The 20,794-nt window shown below is 44.2% G+C and carries 24 protein-coding genes; 14 read left to right on the forward strand and 10 right to left on the reverse strand.

The window, feature by feature from the left end; translation table 11 throughout:
- From HWQ36_RS17245 to HWQ36_RS17260, 4 genes are all read left to right on the forward strand, one after another.
- The coding region (locus tag HWQ36_RS17245; protein WP_292704915.1) for a hypothetical protein at nt 1-267 on the forward strand (267 nt) is incomplete at its 5' end.
- A 225-nt stretch (nt 268-492) separates the two neighbouring features.
- Nucleotides 493-1,125 carry a hypothetical protein gene (locus tag HWQ36_RS17250; RefSeq protein ID WP_292704916.1) on the forward strand — a complete coding sequence of 211 codons (633 nt, stop codon included), beginning with the start codon at nt 493-495 and terminating at the stop codon, nt 1,123-1,125.
- Between the two features lie 58 nt (nt 1,126-1,183).
- Nucleotides 1,184-1,651: a hypothetical protein gene (locus HWQ36_RS17255; protein ID WP_292704917.1), complete on the forward strand. Its 468-nt coding sequence runs from the start codon at nt 1,184-1,186 to the stop codon at nt 1,649-1,651.
- A gap of 11 nt (nt 1,652-1,662) precedes the next feature.
- Entirely contained in the window at nt 1,663-1,926 is a 264-nt protein-coding gene (locus tag HWQ36_RS17260) for a hypothetical protein (protein WP_292704918.1), read from the forward strand.
- 69 nt (nt 1,927-1,995) lie between these two features.
- Here HWQ36_RS17260 and HWQ36_RS17265 read toward each other — a convergent pair whose 3' ends face one another.
- The 8 genes from HWQ36_RS17265 to grpE all read right to left on the reverse strand — a co-directional run bounded on the left by HWQ36_RS17265 (nt 1,996) and on the right by grpE (nt 10,259).
- Complete coding sequence (locus HWQ36_RS17265) at nt 1,996-2,565, reverse strand: Uma2 family endonuclease (protein WP_292704919.1); 570 nt, start codon at nt 2,563-2,565, stop codon at nt 1,996-1,998.
- A gap of 44 nt (nt 2,566-2,609) precedes the next feature.
- Nucleotides 2,610-3,350, reverse strand: a complete 741-nt coding sequence (locus tag HWQ36_RS17270; RefSeq protein WP_292704920.1) for a Uma2 family endonuclease — start codon at nt 3,348-3,350, stop codon at nt 2,610-2,612.
- A 304-nt stretch (nt 3,351-3,654) separates the two neighbouring features.
- Nucleotides 3,655-3,822: a hypothetical protein gene (locus HWQ36_RS17275; protein WP_292704921.1), complete on the reverse strand. Its 168-nt coding sequence runs from the start codon at nt 3,820-3,822 to the stop codon at nt 3,655-3,657.
- A gap of 77 nt (nt 3,823-3,899) precedes the next feature.
- Nucleotides 3,900-5,009 carry a small ribosomal subunit biogenesis GTPase RsgA gene (gene rsgA, locus HWQ36_RS17280; protein ID WP_292704922.1) on the reverse strand — a complete coding sequence of 370 codons (1,110 nt, stop codon included), beginning with the start codon at nt 5,007-5,009 and terminating at the stop codon, nt 3,900-3,902.
- Entirely contained in the window at nt 5,006-5,263 is a 258-nt protein-coding gene (locus tag HWQ36_RS17285; protein WP_114080200.1) for a sulfurtransferase TusA family protein, read from the reverse strand. The genes rsgA and HWQ36_RS17285 overlap by 4 nt, the downstream gene beginning before the upstream one ends.
- Nucleotides 5,263-6,393, reverse strand: coding sequence for a molecular chaperone DnaJ (gene dnaJ / locus HWQ36_RS17290; protein ID WP_292704923.1), 1,131 nt, complete (start codon nt 6,391-6,393; stop codon nt 5,263-5,265). The genes HWQ36_RS17285 and dnaJ overlap by 1 nt, the downstream gene beginning before the upstream one ends.
- Before the next feature lie 930 nt (nt 6,394-7,323).
- The gene (dnaK, locus tag HWQ36_RS17295; protein ID WP_292704924.1) at nt 7,324-9,282 is read right to left on the reverse strand and encodes a molecular chaperone DnaK; all 1,959 of its coding nucleotides are present in this window, start codon (nt 9,280-9,282) and stop codon (nt 7,324-7,326) included.
- Between the two features lie 227 nt (nt 9,283-9,509).
- Complete coding sequence (grpE, locus tag HWQ36_RS17300) at nt 9,510-10,259, reverse strand: nucleotide exchange factor GrpE (protein ID WP_292704925.1); 750 nt, start codon at nt 10,257-10,259, stop codon at nt 9,510-9,512.
- A 478-nt stretch (nt 10,260-10,737) separates the two neighbouring features.
- Here grpE and HWQ36_RS17305 point away from each other — a divergent pair, with 478 nt between their 5' ends.
- The 4 genes from HWQ36_RS17305 (at nt 10,738) to HWQ36_RS17320 (ending at nt 16,034) form a co-directional block, all read left to right on the forward strand.
- Entirely contained in the window at nt 10,738-12,741 is a 2,004-nt protein-coding gene (locus tag HWQ36_RS17305; RefSeq protein ID WP_292704926.1) for a type II/IV secretion system protein, read from the forward strand.
- Between the two features lie 121 nt (nt 12,742-12,862).
- The gene (locus HWQ36_RS17310) at nt 12,863-13,990 is read left to right on the forward strand and encodes a type IV pilus twitching motility protein PilT (protein ID WP_292704927.1); all 1,128 of its coding nucleotides are present in this window, start codon (nt 12,863-12,865) and stop codon (nt 13,988-13,990) included.
- A gap of 116 nt (nt 13,991-14,106) precedes the next feature.
- Nucleotides 14,107-15,330, forward strand: a complete 1,224-nt coding sequence (locus HWQ36_RS17315) for a type II secretion system F family protein (protein WP_292704928.1) — start codon at nt 14,107-14,109, stop codon at nt 15,328-15,330.
- Between the two features lie 143 nt (nt 15,331-15,473).
- A complete protein-coding gene (locus HWQ36_RS17320) occupies nt 15,474-16,034 on the forward strand; it encodes a hypothetical protein (protein ID WP_292704929.1) in 561 nt (186 codons plus the stop codon).
- 64 nt (nt 16,035-16,098) lie between these two features.
- Here HWQ36_RS17320 and HWQ36_RS17325 read toward each other — a convergent pair whose 3' ends face one another.
- Nucleotides 16,099-17,121, reverse strand: coding sequence for a saccharopine dehydrogenase-like oxidoreductase (locus tag HWQ36_RS17325; RefSeq protein WP_292704930.1), 1,023 nt, complete (start codon nt 17,119-17,121; stop codon nt 16,099-16,101).
- Nucleotides 17,122-17,398: 277 nt separating this feature from the next.
- On the opposite strand from HWQ36_RS17325, the gene HWQ36_RS17330 reads away from it, so the two are divergent.
- The 6 genes from HWQ36_RS17330 (at nt 17,399) to HWQ36_RS17355 (ending at nt 20,395) form a co-directional block, all read left to right on the forward strand.
- Nucleotides 17,399-17,977 carry an RNA polymerase subunit sigma-24 gene (locus HWQ36_RS17330; protein WP_157816566.1) on the forward strand — a complete coding sequence of 193 codons (579 nt, stop codon included), beginning with the start codon at nt 17,399-17,401 and terminating at the stop codon, nt 17,975-17,977.
- A gap of 205 nt (nt 17,978-18,182) precedes the next feature.
- On the forward strand, nt 18,183-18,530 hold the full coding sequence (locus tag HWQ36_RS17335) for a DUF6883 domain-containing protein (RefSeq protein ID WP_292704931.1): 348 nt from the start codon (nt 18,183-18,185) through the stop codon (nt 18,528-18,530).
- 19 nt (nt 18,531-18,549) lie between these two features.
- Nucleotides 18,550-18,798, forward strand: a complete 249-nt coding sequence (locus tag HWQ36_RS17340) for a DUF4926 domain-containing protein (RefSeq protein ID WP_292704932.1) — start codon at nt 18,550-18,552, stop codon at nt 18,796-18,798.
- 500 nt (nt 18,799-19,298) lie between these two features.
- Entirely contained in the window at nt 19,299-19,508 is a 210-nt protein-coding gene (locus HWQ36_RS17345; RefSeq protein ID WP_292704933.1) for a DUF2997 domain-containing protein, read from the forward strand.
- A gap of 39 nt (nt 19,509-19,547) precedes the next feature.
- A complete protein-coding gene (locus HWQ36_RS17350) occupies nt 19,548-19,934 on the forward strand; it encodes a DUF1257 domain-containing protein (protein WP_012406942.1) in 387 nt (128 codons plus the stop codon).
- The gene (locus HWQ36_RS17355; protein WP_292704934.1) at nt 19,934-20,395 is read left to right on the forward strand and encodes a ferredoxin; all 462 of its coding nucleotides are present in this window, start codon (nt 19,934-19,936) and stop codon (nt 20,393-20,395) included. The genes HWQ36_RS17350 and HWQ36_RS17355 overlap by 1 nt, the downstream gene beginning before the upstream one ends.
- A gap of 109 nt (nt 20,396-20,504) precedes the next feature.
- Here the strand turns inward: HWQ36_RS17355 and HWQ36_RS17360 are convergent, their stop codons facing one another.
- Nucleotides 20,505-20,789 carry a YiaA/YiaB family inner membrane protein gene (locus HWQ36_RS17360; RefSeq protein ID WP_292704935.1) on the reverse strand — a complete coding sequence of 95 codons (285 nt, stop codon included), beginning with the start codon at nt 20,787-20,789 and terminating at the stop codon, nt 20,505-20,507.
- Between the last annotated feature and the right edge of the window lie 5 nt (nt 20,790-20,794).

The raw sequence follows: 20,794 nt of genomic DNA on the forward strand, positions 1-20,794 counted from the left end.
CTTCATCCTCAAGGTAGACTGTACCTGTTGTCAAAATTTGAATTTGGAATTGCTGACGTTTGGAGCAATGGTGTCCTGACTGACCTGAACAACTTGCTAACCATACCACTTACCTTTAACGGATCAGTAGTGACGTTGACCAGTGCCACCAGCGTTAACGAATTCGGGCAAATCGTGGCGACTGGAACTTACACCTACGAAGATACCTCAACCCCAACCCCGACCATCAGCACGGGGACTCGCTCTTATGTGCTGAATATCGCTTAAGTAGGTCGGCGCAATTAAAGCTAACTGGCCAAGGCTGTCATTTGTTCTTTGTCACTTGTACTGAGCGAAGCCGAAGTATTGGTCATTAGTAAGGGCTTTAAGGCTATTTACGTTTCGTAATATACTTGGGTTTTTTCGCGCCAACTTACTTAGTGGAATAAGGATTAGAAAACAATTTGGGATTGAAGTCCAATCCCAAATCTAAAATTAAATTCGAGTTTATCTATGCAAGAGTCCAAATTTCAAACACTATCAAAAAGTGTTTCTCCTGAGTTTCCCAGACAGCTAGACATCGCCACCGTCAGCGTCTACGGCTTGGCGATTCTCTCTGGGGGCTTGTTCTTGTTTTTGCCCTTGGTCAATTTACTTCACCCCAGTCCGTGGCAGCGATCGCTAGGAACAATCCACAGTTTCAGTGCCGTGCTAACCACAATAGTGGTGGCCTACACAGGACATCTGGCATTCCCCTTACTGCGGGGATCGAGCAAAGTGCTGCCCCAAATGCGAACCTTAACCTTTTGGTCTAGCGCGATTACCACCCTTGGTATCTTCACGGGCAACATCGCCTATACCCGTTACCGAGCCAACATTGCCTATGGTGGGGCGCGGGCTTGGCTGAAGGCGAACACGCCCCTAGTTCAATACATTTTCATGGAGTTTCACGAATTTAGCTGTCTGTTTACGCTACCGTTGGGGGTCGCCTGTACCTGGATTTTATGGCACTACGGCGACTCAATTTTAGATAAGCAAAATCGTCCAGTACTGACAGCAACTTGTGTGGCTTTGATGGGGATGATGTTTTTTGCAATGGGAGGTTTGGTATCAGGGTTAGCGATCGCTAAAGTTCATGCCCTCTAATCCAATCTCTTCTCCAGCCTAAACAGTAGTAATTTCAATTCATTTAGGAAAATCTATCATGCCAAAACCTCTGGTTCAACCCGTGGAGAGTAAGCCAATTTACACTCGCTTCTGGAACGGGTTCAAGCAGTTTCCCAAAGGACTCCATGCCGGTTCATCGGCTCCACCTACTGTTTCTGGCCCGGCTGCTGCTGCCCTAATTAGCGGCGGATTGGGAGCCGTTGCGATGATGGCAACTCACCACTTTGCCGAGCTTTCCAAACCAAACAATCAGATTGTGATTCAGATGGGTAGCTGGATTCCAGGCGCGATGAACCCTGACCCGATGTGGGGCAACCTGGAAAACTACGCGGGTAAGGAAATGATGTTTTTTATCGGTTGGTGGGTCAGTTGGGCAGTGCTGCATCAGGTGTTGAAGCATCAACAGGTGAAGCCCCGTACTTTATTAGTTTGGATGTTTGGGTTGTTCACGCTGGCAACAGCTATGGCGTGGCATCCGTTGTTCCCTTGGTTATCGTTGATGTAGGAGTGCTAATTGTGATGCAAAATTCAACTATCAGGATGCACCGATACATCTTGGGCTGGATAGGATTGATGGTTGCCTTTGGGATGACAGTACCGATCGCTATACTGCGGGTAAGCGCTAACCCAAAGTTTGCCAATCAACCCTTAAACTCGCAAACCTGTGATTCCCGCAACCCAGAAACCCGAACAGTTACATATTGGATCAAGACTTGCAGCCAGATGAGCGTTGCACCGATCACCCAAAAAGCCGATCCTGTGGCAAAGCCGACAAAGTAAAGTCTTCCTTATATATAAGAGTGCGACACCGATAGCGTCGCTAACGCTACGCTATCGGTATCGCCAGAATTATATAAAAAAACGCTGAACTCGAACACAGAAACCTGGTAAAATTGGCGATGTGATTTCGTCATCAGCCAACAAGGTTGCTATAAGTTTTAATTGAGCAGCTTCTCGGCGATAAACTTCTAGCTGTTGTAATTGCCAATTTGCAATCCAATATTCTTGGACTCCTGTGGATGAGTATAGTTTCAGCTTGGCTTCTCGATCTCGACGTTCGTTAGTTGTCCCAGGAGAAAGCACTTCCACAATGAGTTCTGGCGCTCCTCTCAAATGCCCTTCGTCATCTAGCAATTGTGCTAAACGCTCATTACCGATCCAAACTACATCGGGTATGACATTATCGGCATCTGTAAAAATTATGCCGGGAGTTTGACGGGTTTCCCCCAGCCTACTAGAGCGAGACCAAATTTGTAGTTCTAAGGATATATTACCCGCAGTCCCTTGATGTTTCCAGTGAGGCGCTCTAGTCACAAATAGCTCTCCGTCAATAATTTCATAGCGCTTCCATTCGTCAGTTGTGAGTAATTCTAAGTCTGAGGTTGTCCAACGGACTTGATCGGATATTGTTTGGTTCATAGCACTATTTTCCTATGCCTAGTTTAGAGATAAAATTCTATTTTTCAGAATATTTGCTCAGGATCAATACCTGCGGCTCGCAAGCGTTCTGCCAACATTGCAGCCCGTTGGCGTTCTTGTTCTAGTTGTTGATTTGCTTGCTCTAGTTGTTGATTTGCTTGCTCTAACTGTTGATTTGATTCTTCCTCTGGCAACATCACCAGCTGCCTATCTGGTGTAAAAAAGCGTAATTTGCCCAAATATACTGCCAAATATAGCCCTAGCTGCTGACTCCACAACCAGCCTGACTCAGTGGGTGCAATGTCTTGATATTGCCCATCAACTAAGTGAAATCCCTGCAATTCTAGGTTATTTGGGTCAAACCAAAAGTAATCTGGGGTGCGAAATGTATTCTGATAAATTTGCTTTTTCAAACCTTTATCAACCGAGGCAGTGGAATTAGATAATAGCTCAATAATTACATTGGGATATTTGCCGTCTTCTTGCCACACAACCCAGCTTTTGCGGTCTTTTTTTTCTGTATCTAAAACCAGAAAAAAATCAGGGCCTCGAAATTCTTCTGACTTTTTCTGGTTGGGACTAAAATAGATCGTCAGGTTGCCAGTAGCATAAAAATCCTGACGATCGCGCCACCACCATTTAATCAGGCGGATGAGTAAATCGATTTGTTCGCGGTGGAGATCAGATTCCAAGGGGGGTTCGTCACTATAAATGTCGCCTGGTGGGAAAATTATACTCTCAGTGACAGCTTCTAAACTAGGGGTGGTGGCAAGGGGCTGAGACATACAAGATACTTTTTCTATTTGTATCCATGCTATCGTGACCAATCTTTACATAGAAGTGCGACACCGAATAGCCCGTCGTAGACATCGCACTCCTTATCAAAACAGAATTCAGGAGTCAGGAGTCAGGAGTCAGAATTCAGAATGAATTATGTACGACTGGCGGATGAATAAACGGCATTTTTGCACTCCCACTAAAATATGCAGATTTAGTGGTCTTTACTACGTGACATTCATGAGAAGGGATTTATTTATCCCTTCTGCCCTCTGCCTTTCTTGATAATATTGGACATTCATTAAGGCAGCCTTATCGTTTGTACTGCTGTTGTATTTCCTTATCTTTTTGCAGTACGCTTTCCAATTGCCTTGCTGCATCATCTGCTGGCTGTGACTTTATGTACTCGCATCCTACAAACAGCAAGAGTAGGGCGATCGCTCCTACTAGCAAGACCAGTTGATTTTTATCGATTTTCAAGGATGATACCTTTTTTTTGTTGATTAATTCTAGTATTCCCAGGCATGAGCGCCCACCTCTCCAATTTCCTCAACTCCTTATTCTTCATCCCGATATAACTCCTGCAAGTCCTGTAACTGAGTCTTCCGGGAAATCCGGCGATATTTTTTACTTTCTAACTTGGGTTCGTATTGACTCTGCCCTTTGCCTTTGCTTTTGCTTTTTAATTTCAAGGTAGATTCTGGATCGGCTTGTTGGTGTAGCTGAGTTTGATGAGCGATCGCAGCATCCAAAAATTCTAAATAATGTTCATATCGTTCCCAGTCTCCCCGCACCACGCACTCAGGCTCGTCTCGATGCAGACAATCACTAAACCGACAGCTAGCAACTGCTAACCGCTTTCTTGCTTCTGGGAAATAATGGATTAATTCTTCTGGTATACAATCCATATCAGGCTGATTAAAGCCGGGTGTGTCTGCCAGTAAACCACCGCTAGGTAACTCAAATAATTCTATATGGCGAGTCGTATGACGACCACGAGCCAATTTGCCAGAAACTTCTCCTACTCGCAGCTTCGCAGAGTCAATTAGCGTATTAATCAGGCTAGATTTACCAACGCCGGAAGGCCCAGCAATTACAGTAATTTTATTGCTTAAATATCTGCTTGCTTGGTCAGTATTTATCCCATCTTTGACACTGATAAATATTGGTTGATAGCCCCAACCAAGGAGGCGATCGCTAACTTTTTGCTGTTCTGGCTCTGAAATTAAATCACTTTTATTCAAACATAAAAGCACATCCAAGCCAGTAGACTCAGCCTTAATTAGAAACCGACTCAGTTGATAAGGTTCCAAAGGTGGATCGGCAACGGCAAATACCAATAAAATTTGGTTGACATTAGCGATCGCCGGACGATCTAATTCGCTGTGACGGGGTAAGACATCAGCGATCGCTCCCCGTCCTCCAGCCCAATCTGGCTCTTCAACCACAACGCGATCGCCTACCATCACCTGTTGTCCGATTTTTTTCAGCCGTGTTCGGCGAGTACAGAGGAGGAGGGAGGGATGAGGGGGATAAGGAAGATCTTGCTCCCTCATCTCCCTCATCTCCCCGTCCTCTTCATCCAGCTGTACTTGGTAAAAATTAGCCTGTACAGCAAGCACCGTACCCAATAATTGTCCAGTTCCAGCAAAATTTTCCCCTGTCATTGGCCAGCAACTGGACGACGCACTAACAGAGAAAAATAATTAGTGCAGTCTGTAATTTGTTCCACCACATAACCTGCCATTGTCAGGCTATCGGGAACCTGCTCAATCGGCTCACCTGGGTCTAGCCAGACTTCTAGCAAACCTCCCAATGGCATTTTTTCCAGACGTAGTTTTGTCCGAACAAAATTAATTGGGCAAGGGGTGCCACGTAAATCAAGTTGAGCATCGGGAGTTAAAAGAGAAGAGGGCATCATTACTTAAATAAATTTCCCAAAAATCCTCCTAGACCGCCTTCACCAGTACGATCTCCCTTAATTTTAGCCAGCTTCTCCAAAAGTTCCCTCTCCTCTGGGGTTACTTTGTTGGGAATATCAATTAATACGTTTAGCATGTGATCCCCACGACTGACAGGATTACCCAAGCGAGGTACACCACGATTTTCTAACTTCATTACTGTATTTGGCTGAGTTCCAGCTGGAATAATCAGTTCTACAGGGCCATCTACCGTATCTACCTCTAACCGACAACCTAAAATCGCTTGTAGGTAGCTAACTTTGATTTCCGAAAGAATATTAATCCCATCCCGTTGGAATTCTTCGTCCTCATTTACGAACAAGTAAACGTATAAATCCCCAGGAGGGCCACCACGTTGACCAGCATCTCCTTCACTAGAAATCCGTAAGCGAGTGCCATTATCCACCCCAGCTGGAATGGTAATTTTTAGTTTCTTGGTTACTTGATTTGCGCCCTTTCCATCACAGGCATCACACTTGTCTTCAATTACCATCCCTGTGCCATTACAGGTGGGACAGGTCGAGACTTGAGTGAAACTCCCAAAGGGTGTTCTAGTGACACGACGGACTTGACCCGATCCGCTACAAGTCGAACAAGTCCGGGGGCGGGTTCCAGGTTTAGCACCAGAACCGCTACAGACTTCACAATTTTCTAAATGTGAAATCCGAATTTCTTTTTCGCCGCCAAATACCGCTTCCCGAAAGTCTAACTTCAGGTCTAGCCGCAGATCGTCGCCCCTCGCAGGCCCACTGCGCCGTCTTTGTTGCGTGGGACTACCCATACCGCCAGCAAAGCCACTAAAAATGCTTTCAAAGATATCGGCAAAACCACCCATATCGCCGACATCTTGAAAGCCAGCGCCAGCAGCACCTGAGACACCCTCTGGCCCAAAGCGATCATAACGAGCGCGGGTTTCTGGTTCCGAGAGTACCTCATAAGCGCGGTTAATTTCTTTAAAGCGATCCTCCGCCCCCGGCTCTTTGTTCACATCTGGGTGATACTTCCGGGCTAAACGGCGATAAGCTTGCTTGATTTCTTCTTTGTCGGTGTCACGAGAGACACCCAGGATTTCATAATAGTCGCGGGCCATATAGCAAAGGTAAAAGCTAGAAGGAAGAAAGCAGAAGTCAGCAGAACGTCACTCACGGTCACTTGCTACTTTACGGTAAGGTGTTTTGCTTTACAGATATGTAAGAGCAACACACTATCCTTTAAAGGGCGACTTGCCGGAGTTCAGGCAGAAAGTAAAATTAATTTTTGTTAATAACTGATTTTACCCTTTACCTTTTACAAAAATCACCGACAAATCTTGAGCAACAGGTGCTTTCCTCGTGGGAGACGACAAAAGCTATAGAAGTTATGATCAGGGGAAGCCTCTGCTCAGACTTCATCACTGCCGAGTCGGTTGTCTCTTTTACAATTGTGCTACTTAGGAGAGGAAAACCCCGCCCATTAACCAGAGGTGCTAGCCGCACCATTCGGTGTGGAAAACCACCCTTATGCAATGGAAGTGCATCTGAATCGGCATACTGCCTAGAAGTAATTTGCTTCTACAATCTAGCAAAACCCTGGGGTCTTGTGAAACTTCGCTAAATCTACAATCAATATTAGATAAACCACGTCTATCTTGAAACCTGTAGTTCAACTCTAATGAATAAGGATTTGCCCTCATCCCCCAACCTATCCCCCAAATATGGGATTCGGGGAGCTAGAATTTCAAAGTCCCTCTCCCATATCTGGGAGAGGGATTTAGGGTGAGGGCGAAAACTACGGTTCTTAACTTAGATCAGGTTTATATTAAAATGTCTTAATAAAAATCTGCAGCTTAGGGGAATGGGGAATGGGGAGATGAGGGAGTGGGGAAGAAGCAGGGGAGCAGGGAGCAGGGAGCAGGGGGGATGAGGGGGATGAGGGAGACAAGGAGGACAAGGGGGAATTATTGAATAGTCTCTTCCTTGTCTCCCCTTCTTCCTTGTCTCTTCTTCATGCCCTGTTTGGCCAATTCCCCAATCCCTAATCCCTAATCTATCGCCTCATAATCAACCTGTGCGGTACTTTCTTCGTCAAAATCAAAGTTGAATTGTGGTATTAGTGTACCGTTCATTGGTGAGTCTACTTCTGGGGTAAAGAGACTAGGTGAAGCCTCTTCAATCTCATCTGTTTGGCTGTTAGCTCGGTTATAGACATCAGCACCAATTGCAAACAGTGTTTGTTGGAAGTCGTCTAAGCGCTGCTTAAATTCTACAGTGGAGATGCTGGAGTCAATCATTGCAGCTTGGAGTTGTGAAACTTTTTCACTAGCCAAAGTCTTCATTTGTTCACCGATAAAGTTGCTATTATCCTTGATGGTAGATTCGTAACTGAACAACAGATTATCTGCTTGGTTTTTGAGTTCAACCAGTTCTTTACGTCTTCTATCTTCTTCAGAAAATAGTTCGGCCTCTTGGCGCATCCGTTCGACTTCGTTGGTACTCAAGCCACCTGTATTGGTAATCCTGATACTCTGTTCTCTACCTGTACCTTTATCTTGGGCAGAAACCTTCAGGATGCCGTTGACATCGATTTCAAAGGATACTTCAATTTGCGGCACGCCACGGGGCGATGGGGGAATTCCTGCTAGCAGAAACTTGCCAAGACTCTTGTTATCTCGTGACATTGCCCGTTCACCTTGGAGAATGTGAATTTCTACCGAGGTTTGCCCATCAACTGCTGTGGAAAAAATTTGTGACTTACTAGTAGGAATTGTGGTGTTGCGTTCAATAATTTTGGTGAATACTTCACCCAAGGTTTCAATTCCCAGAGATAGGGGGGTGACATCCAATAGTAAGAGATTATCGACTTCCCCACCCAATACTCCTGCTTGGATAGCTGCTCCCAATGCTACCGCTTCGTCAGGGTTGATAGAGCGATCGGGAGCTTTGCCGTTAAAAAATTTAATCAGTGCGTTTTGGACTGCGGGAATTCGGGTAGAACCACCTACTAAAATAATCCGATCTATGGCTGATGGTTTGAGATCCGCATCTTTGAGTGCTTGGATCATTGGTTCGATGGTCGCTTCAATTAATTGTCCTGCAAGCTCTTCAAATTTAGAACGGCTGAGTTCCGTTTCCAGATGCTTTGGGCCCGTTTCATCAGCCGTGATAAACGGCAGGTTGATGGAGGTATTCATCATGCTGGAGAGTTCAATTTTCGCCTTTTCTGCTGCCTCCCGTAGGCGTTGCAGTGCCATCTTGTCTTTGGAAAGGTCGATTTTTTCTTGTTCCTGGAAGCGTTCCATCAGCCAAAGCACGATCGCATTATCAAAGTCGTCTCCACCTAAATGGTTGTTACCACAAGTCGCCTTAACTTCAAAAACGCCATCCCCAAGTTGCAGGATCGATACGTCGAAAGTACCGCCTCCTAAGTCAAATACTAAAATTAGCTGCTCTTGGTCTTGTTTTTCCAATCCGAAAGCTAAAGCCGCAGCTGTTGGTTCATTGATGATTCGCAGGACTTCTAATCCTGCAATTGTGCCAGCATCTTTAGTGGCTTGTCTTTGAGCATCTGTAAAATATGCAGGTACGGTGATCACTGCCTGAGTGACTTCTTCACCCAAGAAGTTTTCCGCATCCTGCTTCAGCTTTTGCAGAATCATGGCGGATAGTTCTTGTGGCGTATAATTTTTTGAGCGGATTTGGACATCAACGGTATCGTCTCGACCTTTGACACAGTTGTAGGGGACGCGATCGCGTTCTATGTCAGTGTCTTCCCACCGCCGCCCAATGAATCGTTTAATACTGTAAATTGTGTTTTCGGCATTGGTTACGGCTTGGCGCTTTGCCAATTGACCAACCAAGCGATCGCCACTCTTGCCAAACCCTACAATACTTGGAGTAGTTCGTCCGCCTTCAGAATTGGAGATCACCAGTGGTTGACCGCCCTCTAAAACCGCGACGCAACTGTTAGTAGTGCCTAAGTCGATCCCAATAACTTTTCCCATACTTAGCAGTATTTTTACTGATTTTTTATGCTGTAATGTGTCGCGGACTAACTTTTTTGCTCCGAACTAAGGCTAGCGGATAACGTCTGTGGAACCCATTTTGCTGGTAGCAAGAGAGAAGTTTAAACACAGAGAGTTATCCAAAGCCTTGTCCAAGTTTGAGGTACGCGATGCTCGTCCTTGCTAGAACCCAGGCACTTTTGGTCAGCGAGACGAGCGACTACAGCTTAACTGAAGGCTTGACTCGACTGATCTTCCTCCGTAGAAGGTGTATCTTCCTTTGGAGCAGCTACTTTGACCATTGCATGGCGTAGCACGCGATCGCCCAAGTAATATCCGCGCACTAACTCTTCTAACACTGTTCCTTCAGGATGTTCATCCGTAGGTTCCCGCATTACTGCTTCATGGAGGTTAGGATCGAATTCTTGACCTTCAGGACGCATTGGTGACACACCCAATCGCTTCAAGCTATCTACTAATTGTTTGTAAACGCCTTGGTAACTCTTGTGCATGGTCATTTCGCCATCAGACTGTGGTTTGAGGTGCGATCGCGCCCGCTCAAAATTATCGACCACTGGCAGCAATTCCAGAATCGTGTTCCGCTTCATCTGCGTCTCTAGCTCTTCTTTTTCCTTGCTAGTGCGTTTCCGATAATTCTCAAAATCAGCAGCAATCCGCATATATTGAGTACTACGCTCTTCTAGCTGCGTTTTGAGAGACTCAATTTGTTGAGTCAGTTCTGCCAAAGCTGCCGTTTCCACTCCAGTGTTCTCGGTTGCAGCAACGCCAGTTTCTGGATTGAAAGTAGCTGCATCTCCCGATACATTAGTTTGGGCTGACACTTGCTCTGTCACCTCGCTATCAGATTCATTGAAATTAATTTGGGCTGGGGAGTCACTCTTCATTGCTTGCTTTACCTCTGTTGGTTCACCCAATTGCTGGCTAGTATTGTCTATCTGTTTATTTTCATCCATCATTGTCTACTCATTCCAGATGCTTGCTATTTATGGCAGTGTATCTCCATTGCTTGCAACCGTCGTCATCCACGACTTGCAACTGAGGCTGATTTTGTTGCCGACAAGTTTCTGGAAGTGATGTAACCATTTTCTTATTGTGACAAATGGTGAACACGTTCGCGTAGACACTATTAAGGCGGGAACCCGAACGAGTAATTTGCAATAGTAGCGCTGAATGTGACTCGCCCCTCATCTTATTTGAAAATATTTTGAATTTTGTTAGCGCAGCGTAAAGCCAACTCTTAGAGACGCTGCGCGAACAGCATAGCTTCGCTTAGAGCGAGTCCGCGTTCGCTTTTAGCGTCTCGTAGAGAGCGTCATTTTTAATTTTGAATTCGGAGCAAAGCGACGTGACTCAGGACTTTTTTGGGAAATGAGAATTCTATCTCACAGTAGGGGAATACTTTAAGCAGAGGTTCCCCTACTCATTCGCTCATTTATGAACTCGTCACCACAACGGCGCAGTACCGCTCTAACTACCAGAACAGAGTTTTCGCCCTTTGGCAACAAGCTAGTGCAATCTGGCTATGTCAATACCGAACAGATGAGGCAGGCACTAATTGAAAGCCGCAAATCTGGCAGACCCTTAACGGAAGTACTAGAGTCAATTACTGGCCAACAACTATCACCTGAGTTGCTCAGGCAATACAAAAAACAGCAGCTATTTGAACTTAAAATACTATACGGTGTTGAATTCCTCGATCCGGAAGTCAACTCCATTGGCAACACGATGATGGGGAACCTGATTGAAACCCTCATCCCAGTGGATATCTGCCGTCGCCATCGTTTAGTACCACTGTCGAAGCACGAAGATCAAACCCCGCCCTCAGTTTTAGTGGCGATGGTTGCTCCAGATAATCTAGAGGCTTCCGATGATCTAAACCGCATCTTGCGTCCCCAAGGGCTGGCATTACAGCGCATGGTGATTACACAGGAAGACTACCAGCAGCTAATCAACCAATATCTGGATGAAATGGCTGTTAAGCAGAAGCACCTGGAACAAGAAAAGTTTACAGATATTAATCAGGATTTAGAAAACCTCGGAAATCTCGATATTTCGGATGCTCCTGAAGAAATGGAGGCTGATCTAGGGGCGGCGATGAAGGGTGCAGAGGATGCCCCAGTCATTAACCTAGTCAACAGAATCCTGGCTAAAGCCCTGCATGAGGGCGTTTCTGACATTCATATCGAACCGCAAGAAGAAAACTTACGGATTCGCTTTCGGAAGGATGGCGTACTCCGTGAAGCTTTCGATCCCCTACCGAAAAAAATCATCCCGGCGGTGACAGCTCGATTTAAAATCATCTCGAATCTAGACATTGCTGAACGACGTTTACCCCAAGATGGGCGCATCCGGCGGCTGTTTGAGGGACGCAAGGTGGATTTCCGGGTGAATACCTTACCCAGTCGCTACGGGGAAAAGGTGGTGCTGCGGATTTTGGATAACTCTTCAACCCAACTGGGATTAGATAAGTTAATTACCGATCCAGAGACTTTACATATTGTCCAGGATATGGTTAGCCGTCCCTTTGGTCTAATTTTGGTAACTGGGCCAACTGGTTCTGGGAAAACAACCTCGCTGTATTCTGCACTATCAGAAAAGAATGATCCCGGAATAAATATCAGTACTGTGGAAGATCCAATTGAGTACAGCCTTCCAGGGATTACTCAAGTACAGGTGATTCGGGAAAAAGGGCTGGATTTTGCTACCGCTCTGCGGGCTTTCTTGCGGCAAGATCCAGATGTGCTACTGGTGGGTGAAACGCGGGATAAGGAAACGGCAAAAACAGCAATTGAAGCTGCCTTGACCGGTCACTTGGTATTAACTACCTTACATACCAATGATGCCCCAGGTGCGATCGCTCGTTTGGGAGAAATGGGGATTGAACCTTTCATGGTTTCTAGTTCCCTAATTGGCGTTCTAGCTCAACGTTTGGTGCGGCGTGTATGTTCTGAATGTCGTGTTCCCTACACTCCTACAACCGAGGAACTGGCTCGTTATGGTTTATCAGCTTCCTCAGATGTCGGAGTCACTTTTTATAAAGCTAACACCTTGACATTAGATGCGATCGCAGATGCCAAAGCCAAAAATCAGCTTTGCCCAAAATGCAATGGTGTCGGCTACAAAGGGCGTTGTGGTGTTTATGAAGTCATGCGAGTCACCGAAAACCTGCAAACTCTCATCAACGGAGATGCACCCACAGAACGCATCAAGGAAGTGGCAATAGAAGAGGGCATGAAAACCTTGCTGGCTTACAGTTTGGACTTAGTGCGTGAAGGTTCTACCACTCTAGAAGAAGTAGAACGAGTGACATTTACTGATACTGGTTTGGAAGCCGAGTTAAAAGCCAAACGCAAGACTGGTCTTACCTGCCAAACTTGCCAGGCCACATTGAAACAAGAATGGCTGGATTGTCCCTACTGTATGACATCTCGGTTTTAAGACTAGTCATTGGTCATTAGTTATTGGTTAGTAACTTTAAATAACAGACAAATGACAACTGACAACTGACAAAGGACAAACGACAAATGACAAATAACAAATATTAAAAGGAAGCAGAACTATGGAAATGATGATTGAAGACTTGATGGAGCAGTTAATTGAAATGGGTGGCTCGGATATGCATTTATCCGCAGGTTTGCCTCCCTACTTCCGTATCAGTGGCAAACTCACTCCCATCGGTGAACATATATTGACAGCCGATCAATGTCAAAGGCTGATTTTTAGTATGCTCAACAACACTCAACGTAAAACCTTAGAGCAGAACTGGGAATTGGATTGTTCTTATGGTGTTAAGGGTTTGGCACGTTTTCGGGTCAATGTCTATAAAGAACGTGGTTCTTATGCTGCTTGCTTACGGGCATTAAGTTCTAAGATTCCTAACTTTGAAAAATTAGGTCTGCCAGATATTGTCCGGGAAATGACAGATAAGCCCAGAGGACTAATTCTGGTGACAGGCCCTACAGGTTCCGGTAAGACAACTACCCTAGCGGCGATGATCGACTTAATTAACCGCACCAAGGCAGAGCATATTTTAACGGTGGAAGACCCAATTGAATTTGTCTACGAACCAATTAAAAGCTTGGTTCACCAACGACAACTGGGTGAAGATACTAAGAGCTTTGCTAATGCTTTGAAAGCCGCTTTGCGGGAAGATCCAGATATTGTTCTGGTGGGAGAAATGCGCGATTTGGAAACGATTTCTTTGGCGATTTCCGCAGCAGAAACAGGACACTTAGTATTTGGTACTCTCCACACTAGTTCTGCCGCTCAGACAGTTGACCGGATTATTGACGTTTTCCCCCATGAAAGACAAACCCAGGTGCGGGTGCAGTTATCTAACTCGTTAGTGGCAGTATTTAGCCAAACTTTGGTATCCAAGAAAAACCCTAAACCCGGTGAATATGGTCGGGTGATGGCTCAAGAAATTCTGGTTGTCACTCCTGCTATTTCCAACTTGATTCGAGAAGGCAAAACATCTCAAATTTACTCAGCCATTCAAACTGGCGGCAAATTGGGGATGCAAACTCTGGAGAAGGTTTTAGCTGATTTTTACAAAGCAGGAACGATTTCCTTTGAAGCAGCGATGTCTAAAACTTCTAAGCCTGATGAAATTCAACGTCTGATTGGTAATTCTACGCCGCAAGCTGTCGCGGGTGCTAAACCAGGTGCGGCAGCCAAAGCGCATTAAAGGAACTGGGGATGAGGGAGATGAGGGAGAAGAATTAATAACTAATGCCCAATGCCCAATGCCCAATTCCCAATGCCCAATGCCCAATAAATAACAACTATTTTGAAATTTAATTTATGCCAATCTTCGTTGCCCGTGTTCGGGATTCGCAAGGAAAATCCCGAACAGAAAAAATTACTGCCGAATCTTTAGTACAAGCTCGTACTAATCTTAGAGATCAAGGTTTTGTAGTCCAAGACCTCAAGCAATCTCAAGGATTTCAGCCAGATATTGCCTTCAAAAAATTCCAGAATTCCTTAGTTAAGGTTTCTGTGAAAGACAAAGCCGTTTTTTCGCGTCAATTTGCCGTTTTGATGAATGCGGGAGTTGCGATCGTTAGAAGTTTAGGAGTACTTTCGGAACAATGTAGTAATACCAAACTGAAACAAGCCCTGATTGAGATTAGCAACGATGTTCAAAGCGGAATGAATCTTTCAGAGTCAATGCGAAAGCATCCTGACTGTTTTGATGGATTATATGTGAGTATGATTCAAGCTGGTGAAGTTGGTGGTGTTCTAGACGAAGTATTAAATCGTTTAGCCAAGTTGTTAGAGGATGTTGCTCGTCTACAAAACCAAATTAAATCAGCATTGTCTTATCCAACTGTTGTGGGTTTTATAGCAGTTTCTATCTTTCTCGGCATGACCATTTTTCTGATTCCCGTTTTTGCGAAGATTTTTACAGAAATTGGAACTGAACTACCACCTTTAACGCAATTTTTGATGGATACTAGTCTATTTTTGAGAAGTCCGAAGGTTTTCGTGCTTCTTGCTGTTATTGTAGGAGGTAAAGTTGCCTTTACACAATACGGTAAAACTCCAGTTGGCCGCATAACAATTGATCGTCTTTCCCTCAAAATGCCGTTGTTTGGTGACTTAATTCAAAAGTCTTCTGTTGCCCGTTTTAGCCGGACTTTTGGTTCCTTGACTCGTTCAGGTGTACCAATTTTAACTTGCTTAGAAATTGTCAGAGATACATCAGGAAACCAGGTAATTGCCAATGCCATAGATGCAGCCCGTATGGAGATTCAACAAGGAGGGATGATTAGCCTCGCTTTACAAAAAGATAGTGTTTTTCCGGCTATGGCAATTCAGATGATTAGTATCGGAGAAGAAACTGGAGAATTAGATGCAATGTTGATGAAGGTCGCCGATTTCTATGAAGATGAAGTCGAGCAGGCAGTAAAAGCAATGACTAGTATTTTGGAACCAGTGATGATTGTAGTTTTAGGGGGGATGGTTGGAACCATTTTGCTAGCGATGTATTTGCCTATGTTTAAGGTGTTTGAAAAGCTAGGATAGGGGATTAAGAGTTAGGAGTTAGGAGAGACACGATTAATTGCGTTTGTACAGGAGTTAGGAGTTTAAACTCTTTATTTCTGAATCCTCATTTTTAACTCTTAACTACTTAATTTTATTTCTAACTCCTAACTATTTAAGAAACTATGACTGTGCAAAAATCTCACTACGAAGCGAGTTTGGCGGAGTACAGCAATCATCTAGCTGCGATCGCCTTACTAAAGCAATATCGCCCATACTTGGAGATGATTCCCAGTCTGCGCCGTCCAGATGAAAGTGTTATTACAATTCCCTTGCCGATTGTCCGGCTTCGCAACACTGCTACAACAGCCCTACAAACGATTTGCTTACCCTGTGATGTGGCAATTTTGATGTGCGATCCAGAATGGAAAATCAAAACTGGAGCCGAAATTTTAGTCTTTATTCATCGTGCTAACGAAGACTTTTCTGATTTGTTAGGACGTTGGCGACAAACTCAAGTTTTTCTAGACAATGATTATGAGTGGTTGATGCCTCTCCGTCACAGTCATATTTTGAGTGAGGGAGCTAATACTATATATCCTCTATTTGTTGTTTTTAATGATACTTTAGAACGCATCCAACGAGGACTTGTAGGAGCCGAACTTCCATTTATTATACAAACGCCAGATTTGCTGCTCGAAGAGAATTTCACAGACATTTTTTCTCCAGAAATCCCACCAGCTTAATCAAGGCAAAAGGTAAAAGTAAAAAGGCAAAATAATTTGCCTGTTTCTTTTGCCTTTTTACTTTTTACTTCACAAATTGAGGCATAATTTCGGCAGCAGTGAAGATGCCATAAATGCCGCGTTGGTGCAGTTGCCTACCAGCTTTGAGATAGCCAAAGGCAGGGCCGCAGACATTAGCTGCCATGCTGGTTTCATCTCCCAGAGTAAAGGTATGGGTGGAAATCTTACCTTCAAAGGTGCGTCCTGTTACCTTAACGTTTGTGCTGAGGGGCTTTTTAGGATTGCGAGTATCGACTACACCACCAACAGTAACGCGATCGCGATCGCAAATTCCCGCAACCTCTAGCATCACATCATCAGCGTGTTCCATATTCTTCAAGGTAAGCACGCCATTAGTTTTATCTAGCAGTGCTTCTATCTCGGCATCAGTCATCGCCCTAGCGGTTTCCACTGTGTAACCAGGCATGTGCCCAATATCTTCCCGAACGGTGGCGCGGTAAGCTTCCCAGTTGGCAATTCCCACCCCAAAGGTAATTTCGACTTGATGAATTTCAGCGTAGCTTTGGGCGGCTAATGCGGCGGCGGCGGTTAACAGTCCGGGTGTAGCACCACAGCCTGTCATGTACGTAATCCCGGCTGCAAGGAGTTCTTCTTTCATCGCTAGTAGTTGTTCTACAGCAGTGGTGCGCTTAATTGCATCCACTAGCACCCCACGCCAACCAGATTTAATAAACTCTTTGGCTACAGAGGGGATAAAATCGTTTGGTAGGTTGGGTAAAGCCAGAAAATACCCATCCACAGGTTGAGCTATTTCAATTACATCCTGAATACTTTGATTTGTTAACGTACCAACTGGTTCTAAATGACCTACCGAACCTTGGGACTGGTAGGTTGCAATGCATTGTTGAGTATTTAAACCTTCAGCAGCGTAAGCGTAACCTTTTTGATCTGCTGCGGCGACTAAAATCATTTCCTGTTTAGCAGCAAGTACCTTGGCGGCGGCTTGTCCGAGTCCGCCGAAACCTAGTACTCCTATGCGTATCGCTGGCGAAATATTTAGAGAATTTTTGACTTTTTCGGAATTCATAGTCAATTGGTTAAGTTGAATCAAAAGCCCTTAGCATTCGGCATCTCAGCTTCCGGCTTGTAACTGGCGGCTGATGGCTGATAGCTCAAAGCTATAGAGGTTAATTATGATTCATTATCCTGGGTTCTTTGGCTGACTGATGTTTTTTTTACTGGAAAGTCTTTGTTGGTGATTTGGGATGCATCAAGATTGCATCAGTGCTAACACTGATGAAGACTTAGTATTAATTATGTTTTAGTAGTATGAGATCGCGCACCAGATTAGGAGAAATTGATTTATGAGTTTTGAAGATATTGCCAGTAAAGCTGTTGAAAAAGGTACAGAAATTGCTGTAGAAAAAACTTTAGGCGTTAAAGACCTAAAGACGGTAAAAGCTGTTGTAGAGACTGGTGCAGCGGCAGGGGCTGCTGTCAGCGCTGCTACAGGGTTATCTGTTGCGGCAACTTCAGGAGCAGGAATTACTTCTGGTCTAGCTGCGGCAGGTGGTGTGGTTGGTGGTGGTATGGCGGCTGCTCCTGCTGTATTGGCAGCAGGCCCAGCTTATGCTGGGGCAAAAATAATGAATGAAACTTTGTTCAAAGACCAACCGAATTTGTCTGAGGAAGAACGTGAAGCTCGTTCAGCTGCAAGAACAGCTACAAACATTGGGGCTGCTGCTGGTGTGGCTGGTGCTGGTGCTGTAACAGTAGCCGCTGGTGCTTCTGGTGCTGCAATTATGAGTACCCTTGCAGGTATCGGTGGTGTTGTTGGGGGAGGTGCAATTGCCGGTACTGCCATTGTTGCTGCTGCACCTGTTGCTGCTGCGGCAGCTATTGGATACGGGATATACAAACTCTTCGGCGGCGGTAAAGAATAGCATTAACTCAGTTAAAAAAGTTGAATAAAATTCAATAAATATACCCTTGCTATCAATTTAATGTATAATATCTAGCAAGAGAATAAAATTGAAGTGCCTGTGTATTTTAAGCGCAAATAGCCCCTTGGCTGTAAAACTTAATTTACACAGGCATTTTCCATGTTTATATTTCCTAAAATCTATACCTACTCTAAAAATAAAAATTATGTCTAATTCAGCCAATCTAATCCCAAATGCAGAAAATGCAGTCGTTGATATTCGTAAACTGCGTGACTATTGTCTTAATCCAGAGCATGATAAAGGAAAAGATAAAGCCCGTCTCTTTTCAGCAAGTCTGGGCATGAATGATGAAAACGCTGAAGAATTGCGCCAGATTCTTTTAGAAGCAGTCAGAATTCAAGAAGTTAGTTTGGGACGACGTGATGAATTTGGACAACGTTACATACTAGATTTCACGCTCAAATGGCAGAATAAAAGTACGATCATTCGCAGTGCTTGGATTATCGAAGAAGGTTCTGATGTCCCAAGATTAACAACCTGCTATCCTCTCTAATATCTGGAAGTGATACAAAATGAATAAAAGTAGAATTGAGTTGCTGGATGTCGTAGCACTAACAGTTGATCTACCTGAATACAACCTGTACCGTGGTCAAGTTGGTACAGTAGTAGAATTATTAGCTGGTGGTGTTGCATTTGAGGTTGAATTTAGTGATCGCAATGGCCGCACTTATGAATCTGTTGGTTTACGCCCACAGCAAATAATGGTGTTACATTTCGAGCCAGCATCCCCTGATTCAGTCCCGGAAATGGTTACAGCGTAAGCAATAGAAAGGTGTATATACAGAATATACATAAAAGTTCATGCGATCGCTTATTGTAGTGTTGAGTGCGATCGCATTATGACTGGTGAACCCGGAGGATGTAAGGCGTTCATGATAGCACCTATCTTGCGGGAAACCCTATAGGAATAGGGCAAACCTAATAATGATAAACTTTTTCAATAATTTCTATATTTTTGTAACTTAACTAGCTGGCTATACTACGTCTAATGCTTATTTTGAGGACTTTTGCCGCTTCATTGGCAAACTCAGTTGTTACCTTGACTAATCGATGAGGTTAAGAGAGACTACTAAATACTGACGTGACTGCTTCCAAATTCAATAAGTTTTGTAAAGATTCTGAGATATATATGTTGAAAGATGGAACATTAGTTAACAAATGGCAAGTTTGTATCTAAGTAAAAATGTTCCTACGGCTATATTTATAGCCTTCTGCTAAGGCAGTACAATTTAAGCGTACTTTATCGTGGTTGGCCAAAAGAATGGAGACATTAGAGTTCATAATTTATCCAGACGGTCGGGTACAAGAAAAAGTCACTGGTATTGTGGGTGTTTCGTGCGCTGAGGTTACAGCAGCAATAGAGGCACAGCTAGGGCAAGTACTTAATCATGAGCCAACCTCAGAATATTTCGCCGCCAAGGTGCAGCAATCTAATGTGGCGAATACACACACCACTTACAGCGATTGGTAAGTTTTCACAGTAGTTTAGTGTTATTAATTCACAACCACCATGTCACACTTTAGCCAAATTAAGACTCAAATCCGTAACCTTGATTCTTTGAAAGATGCTTTGACTGAATTAGGGGTAGACTGGAAACCCGGCCCACGCGAAGTCCGTGGCTATCGCGGTCAAACCCATCCTGCGGAAGTTAGTATTGAGCAGGAAAATGGCTATGACATCGGCTTTAGATGGAATGGCAAGGAATATGAATTGGTGGCTGATTTGCAATATTGGCAGCAAGATTTATCTGTGGATGGATTTTTGCGCCAGGTAACACAGCGCTATGCTTATCAAACAGTTGTGAAAGAAACCGCTCGTGTTGGCTTTCAAGTATCTGAACAACAAAAAAATGAAGATGGTTCCATTCGCCTGGTAGTACAGCGCTGGAGTGCGTAATGGCTGATTTTCTGCCGTCGCCGGAAGAACGAGAAGATAACCGTTCCGGTTTGGAACCAGAATTAGGGGGTTTTTTACGGGATGCTCCAGAACGTTCTGGTTTAGAACCGGAATTGGGCGGTTTGCTGCGCCAAAATGGTGTTTATGTTGATGAAATCACCTGTATTGGTTGCAAGCATTGCGCTCATGTTGCGCGTAACACCTTTTATATTGAACCAGATTACGGGCGATCGCGCGTGGTTCGGCAAGATGGAGACGCTGAAGAAATTATCCAAGAAGCAATTGATACTTGTCCGGTTGATTGCATTCACTGGGTTGATTACACTCAACTGAAAAACTTAGAAGAAGAGCGCAAATATCAGGTAATCCCTGTAGTGGGTTATCCGGTAGAACATGCAGTTGCTGCTAGCGAACGTCGGCGTAAAAAGCAAAAGTTAAAGACCAAAAAATCCCGTTATTAAGATAAAAACGTTAAATCAATATAATAAAGGACTGGTATATCCAGTCCTTTTGTTTTTCGTTATGTGGTTAATTTCTGATGCAAGGATAATTTGGAATTTTGAACTCCCTTCATTTGAAATTTAGAGGATCGTGTTGTGAAAGCAATTTTTCTACTTTTGCCTCGTCTAACCTAGCACTTAATCTTCTAGTTTCATGCAAATCTCTAGTAGTTTTCGCCAAAGTAAAAGTTGAACCAACAGAGAAAGCCATCCCCATACCCATAAAGCCTTTCACCCAGCCATTTACAGGTAAGTTTACAATACCGAAGGTGGTCATAGAAATAGAAATCACAAAAGCTGCCCAAGTTTGAATAACCCAAGCTGCACTGTCTTTTTGGGTACTAATTGTTTGCATATTTC

This window comes from Nostoc sp. NMS2 (assembly GCF_017115105.1).
GTDB lineage: Bacteria > Cyanobacteriota > Cyanobacteriia > Cyanobacteriales > Nostocaceae > Nostoc.